The organism is Shigella sp. FC1967 (assembly GCF_001743005.1).
GTDB lineage: Bacteria > Pseudomonadota > Gammaproteobacteria > Enterobacterales > Enterobacteriaceae > Proteus.
In genome coordinates this window covers 1-267 of sequence record NZ_MIIZ01000207.1, presented here as the reverse complement: position 1 = coordinate 267, position 267 = coordinate 1, and the positions used below count along the sequence as shown (strand labels likewise).

General features: G+C 46.4%; 1 pseudogene. It reads right to left on the bottom strand.

Features of this window, described 5'->3' with window-relative positions:
- Positions 1 to 267, bottom strand: a pseudogene (locus tag BHE89_RS01875) (RNA-guided endonuclease TnpB family protein); the annotation flags it as partial.

The following is a 267-nucleotide window of genomic DNA, read 5'->3' as shown; positions in this document are numbered from 1 at the left end:
CCCCGTGATATTTGATATCAATGTTGGCTTTGCCGGTGCTTCTACCCCCGTCATCACAGAGTAGTGACGCATAGTATTTTCCGGTTGCGCTGCGACTCAGTGTGATACTTTTCAGCGCCCCCGTAATTTCACGATGTAAACGCGCTTCAATCGGTGCGATTTTCGGGATTTTTATCGCGCCATCAATGACTTTGATCCCGACACAATGATAGCTAGATTGTCTGCCATGCTTACTTTTAAACGTGGGAAAATGGGCTTTTAGTTTCG